General features: G+C 41.7%; 4 protein-coding genes. All 4 read left to right on the forward strand.

Features of this window, described 5'->3' with window-relative positions; genetic code table 11:
* A partial coding sequence (locus B4237_RS02200; RefSeq protein ID WP_286941141.1) for a carboxyl transferase domain-containing protein occupies positions 1-873 on the forward strand: 873 nt, incomplete at its 5' end.
* 9 nt (positions 874-882) lie between these two features.
* Complete coding sequence (locus B4237_RS02205) at positions 883-1,686, forward strand: enoyl-CoA hydratase/isomerase family protein (protein ID WP_286941143.1); 804 nt, start codon at positions 883-885, stop codon at positions 1,684-1,686.
* Between the two features lie 11 nt (positions 1,687-1,697).
* On the forward strand, positions 1,698-3,689 hold the full coding sequence (locus tag B4237_RS02210; RefSeq protein ID WP_019384588.1) for an acetyl/propionyl/methylcrotonyl-CoA carboxylase subunit alpha: 1,992 nt from the start codon (positions 1,698-1,700) through the stop codon (positions 3,687-3,689).
* On the forward strand, positions 3,686-4,564 hold an 879-nt coding region (locus tag B4237_RS02215; protein ID WP_286941146.1), incomplete at its 3' end, for a hydroxymethylglutaryl-CoA lyase. The genes B4237_RS02210 and B4237_RS02215, both read left to right, overlap by 4 nt.

Raw genomic sequence — 4,564 nt, forward strand, 5'->3', positions numbered from 1 at the left:
GTTGCTGATCATCTTGCTGAAAATGATGAACATGCAATTGCAATTGCCCGTAACATCGTTGCGAATCTAAATAAAAAGCCGAATGATCTAAGTAAACAAATTGATGAGCCATTATTCGATGCCAAAGAGTTATATGGCGTTGTTCCAAGTGATGCAAGAAAACCTTTTGATGTTCGTGAAGTGATTGCCCGTATCGTTGATGGTTCTCGTTTTGATGAATTTAAGGCGCGTTTTGGGTCAACGTTGATCACGGGTTTTGCATCCCTGTATGGTATGCCTGTTGGAATTATTGCCAATAATGGCATTCTATTTTCTGAATCCGCGCAGAAAGGCGCTCACTTTATTGAACTTTGTACTCAGCGTAATATTCCTTTGCTATTTATCCAAAATATCACGGGTTTTATGGTGGGTCGTCAGTATGAAAATGAAGGCATTGCCAAACATGGCGCGAAGTTAGTGATGGCTGTTGCAACAGCCAATGTTCCAAAATTAACGCTGATTATTGGTGGTTCTTTTGGTGCAGGTAACTACGGAATGTGTGGACGTGCTTATTCACCACGTTTCTTATGGACTTGGCCAAACTCTCGTATTTCAGTGATGGGTGGCGAGCAAGCAGCCAGCGTACTTTCAACTTTGAAACGTGATCAGATCGAACAAAAAGGTGCAGAATGGTCTGCACAGGAAGAAGATCAGTTCAAACAGCCAATCCGTGATCAGTACGAACAACAAGGTCATCCTTACTATGCATCTGCGCGTTTATGGGATGATGGTGTAATCGATCCTGCTCAAACTCGTCATGTTTTGGGTTTAAGTCTTGCAGCTGCATTGAATGCACCTATTCAACCAACAAAATTTGGCGTGTTCCGTATGTAAGAGGTCTGTATGAGCTATCAATTTTTACAACTCGAACAACAGGATCAGGTTGCCTATATCTGGCTTAATCGACCAGAACTACACAATGCTTTTAATACAATCGTGATAGAGGAGCTTCATGCTTACTTTAACACATTAAATAACCGTGATGATATTCGTGTCGTGGTTTTAGCTGGTCGTGGTAAAAGTTTTTCCGCAGGCGCTGACTTGAATTGGATGAAGCAAGCTGGTCAAGCTTCTTCAGTAGAAAATGAAGCTGATGCGTTGAAATTAGCAGAGATGCTTCATGCATTGGCCACTTTAAAGCAGCCCACAAACGCTCGTGTACATGGTGTTGCCTTTGGCGGTGGAATGGGTTTGGCATCGGCATGTGATATTTGTATCGCGAGCCATGAAGCAAAATTTGCAACGTCTGAAGTTCGACTGGGTTTAGCTCCATCGACTATTAGCCCTTACGTGATTCGTGCAATTGGAGAACGACAAGCTTCACGCTATTTTCTAACTGCTGAGCGTATTTCTGCAATCGAAGCCAAACAAATTGGCTTAGCACATGAAGTAACGGATGCTGAACATTTAGACCAGAAAGTTCAAGATGTGATTGATGCGTTATTGCTCGGTGGCCCACATGCCCAAGCAGCATCTAAACAGTTGATTCAAATGGTGAGTAAGCAACCGATGAGTGATGTATTGCTACAACAAACTGCACATCATATTGCACAAGTCCGTCAGGGTGCTGAAGCGAAAGAAGGTTTAAATGCCTTTTTAAATAAGCAGCAGCCTGCTTGGATTTCTAACTCGAATAACAACAATTAAGGACAATCAACATGTTTGAGAAGATTTTGATTGCGAACCGTGGCGAAATTGCTTGCCGCGTAATTCGCACAGCGAAAAAATTAGGTATTGCGACGGTTGCTGTTTATTCAGATGCAGATGCAAATGCACAGCACGTAAAACTCGCCGATGAGGCAATTTATATTGGACAGTCTCCTGCAACTCAGAGCTATCTTCAGGTTGATCGTATTATTCAGGCGGCGATAGATACTGGAAGTCAGGCAATCCACCCTGGTTATGGTTTTCTTTCTGAGAATGACCAGTTTGCGCTCGCTTGTCAGCAACACAATATTTGCTTCATTGGCCCACCTGTAGAAGCCATCTTAGCCATGGGTTTGAAAGCGACCTCCAAAGCATTGATGGAAAAAGCTGGTGTCCCATTAACACCGGGTTACCACGGAACGAATCAAGATGCTGAATTTTTAAAACAGCAAGCAGATCGTATTGGTTATCCTGTCTTAATTAAAGCGAGTGCTGGCGGTGGTGGTAAAGGTATGAGTCTCGTTGAACGTAGCGAAGACTTTTTACATGCCCTTGCTTCTTGTAAACGCGAAGCGAAATCGAGCTTTGGCAATGATGATGTTTTGATTGAACGTTATGTGATTCAACCACGTCATATTGAAGTACAAGTGTTTGGTGATACACATGGGAATTATGTGCATTTATTTGAGCGTGATTGTTCGGTACAACGTCGCCATCAAAAAGTGCTAGAAGAAGCACCAGCACCACAAATGCCAAGTGAAAAACTGGATGCTATGCGACAGGCTGCAATCGATGCCGCTCGTGCCGTAGATTATGTGGGTGCGGGAACAGTTGAGTTTATCGTTGAACAAGACGGTACTGCTTATTTCATGGAAATGAATACGCGTCTACAAGTCGAACATCCTGTGACCGAAATGATTACAGGTGAAGACTTGGTGGAATGGCAGTTGCGTGTTGCTTATGGTGAACCGTTGCCAAAGTTGCAGGATGAATTGCAGATACATGGACATGCCTTAGAAGCACGAATTTATGCAGAAGAACCAGAAAAAGGCTTTTTGCCTGCAATTGGCAAAATTGACTATCTGCGCTACCCACCTCAAAACCAATACGTCCGTGTAGATAGCGGAATTGTTGAGGGCGATGAAATCACTACATTCTATGATCCGATGATTGCAAAATTGATTGTATGGGGCAAAAACCGTGAAGCTGCTTTAATTCAAATGCAACATGCGCTTAGCCAATTTCATGTGGATGGCTTAGGCAACAATATTGCGTTCCTTGAAAAGATTGTTCGTTGTGACTCTTTTAAACAAGCCAAATTAGATACAAATTTGATTCAGCGTGAAGAACAATTTTTGTTTAGCCCTGCGAATATAAAACCTGAGTTTATTGTTGCGACTGCATTTATTGAGTTTTTAAACCAAATGCAAAATAACAAATCAGCTCAAAAACAGCTTTGGTTGGCACAGCCATTATGGCGGAGTAATGTTGCCTACCAGCACAGCATCAAATTAAATTATTTAGATAACAGCATTCAGATTAAATTTTCAGCTGCTGAGCAAGGATTTAACGCAGAATTTAATGGTCAGCATTATCAGATCACAGGTGAGTTGCTTGATGCGAATACAGCCAAGATTCTGATTAACGGTAATCAACATAAATTAGCTTTTAATCAAAGTCAGCAAGGCATCACTCTATTCCACTCTGGTCAGAGTTATAAATTTGCTTATATCCGCCAAAATTTTAATCAGACTGAAGGACAAAATGAGCAAGGGCATCTTAAAGCTCCGATGCCGGGTGTCGTGACTCAACTACTAGTCGGTGCGAACCATACGGTGAAAAAAGATGATGTGCTGTTGACGCTTGAAGCGATGAAAATGGAATACACCATTCGAGCACCGAAGGATGGCATTATTTTAGATGCTTATTTTCAAGTCGGTGATCAAGTTAAAGCGGGTGACGAACTCGTAGAATTTCAACCTGATCAGGAAGAAGTTGCATGAATGAGTTTGTCAAAATTGTAGAGGTTGGCCCTCGTGATGGGCTTCAAAATGAGAAACAGACGCTCACATTAGAGCAGCGTTTAAATTTCATTATTGACTTGATCGATGCTGGCTTAAAGTCGATTGAGGTTGGTTCATGCGTTTCAGCCAAATGGGTTCCTCAAATGGCTCAAAGTGATGAATTATTTAAACGCTTACCACAACGAGCTGATCTTAATTTGAGTTTGCTCACACCAAATATTAAAGGTTTTGAAACAGCACTTGCTGTTGGCTGCAAAGAGGTTGCCGTATTTACGGCTGCTTCTGAAAGCTTTGTTCGTAAAAATATTAATTGCTCTATTGATGAAAGCTTAGAAAAGTTTTCTGAAATCATGCAAGCAGCCAAACAACACAATATCCGTGTAAGAGGCTATGTCTCTTGTATCGTTGATTGCCCTTATGAAGGCGCAATTGAGCCACAGCAAGTCGTGAACGTGGTTAAGCAGCTTTATGAGATGGGATGCTACGAAATTTCGTTGGGTGAAACCATTGGGACAGCGACGCCAGATCGAGTTCAAAAGGTGTGGCAAGCATGTTTAGCTGAACTTGATAGCAAAGTTTTGGCTGGGCATTTTCATAATACTTATGGCATGGCAATTGCCAATATTTATCAGTCTTTACAACAAGGTATTCGTGTTTTTGATTCATCATTAGCAGGTCTTGGCGGCTGTCCTTACGCAAAAGGTGCTTCTGGCAATATCGCGACAGAAGATCTCTTTTATTTGCTTTCACATATGGGTTTTGAAACAGGAATTGATTTAGAGAAATTGATGACAGCGAGTCAAAATATCAGCCAGATATTGGGTCGAAAAAGTCTATCTAATTATACAAATTCT

This window comes from Acinetobacter sp. UBA6526, assembly GCF_002434875.1.
Taxonomy (GTDB): Bacteria; Pseudomonadota; Gammaproteobacteria; order Pseudomonadales; family Moraxellaceae; genus Acinetobacter; species Acinetobacter venetianus.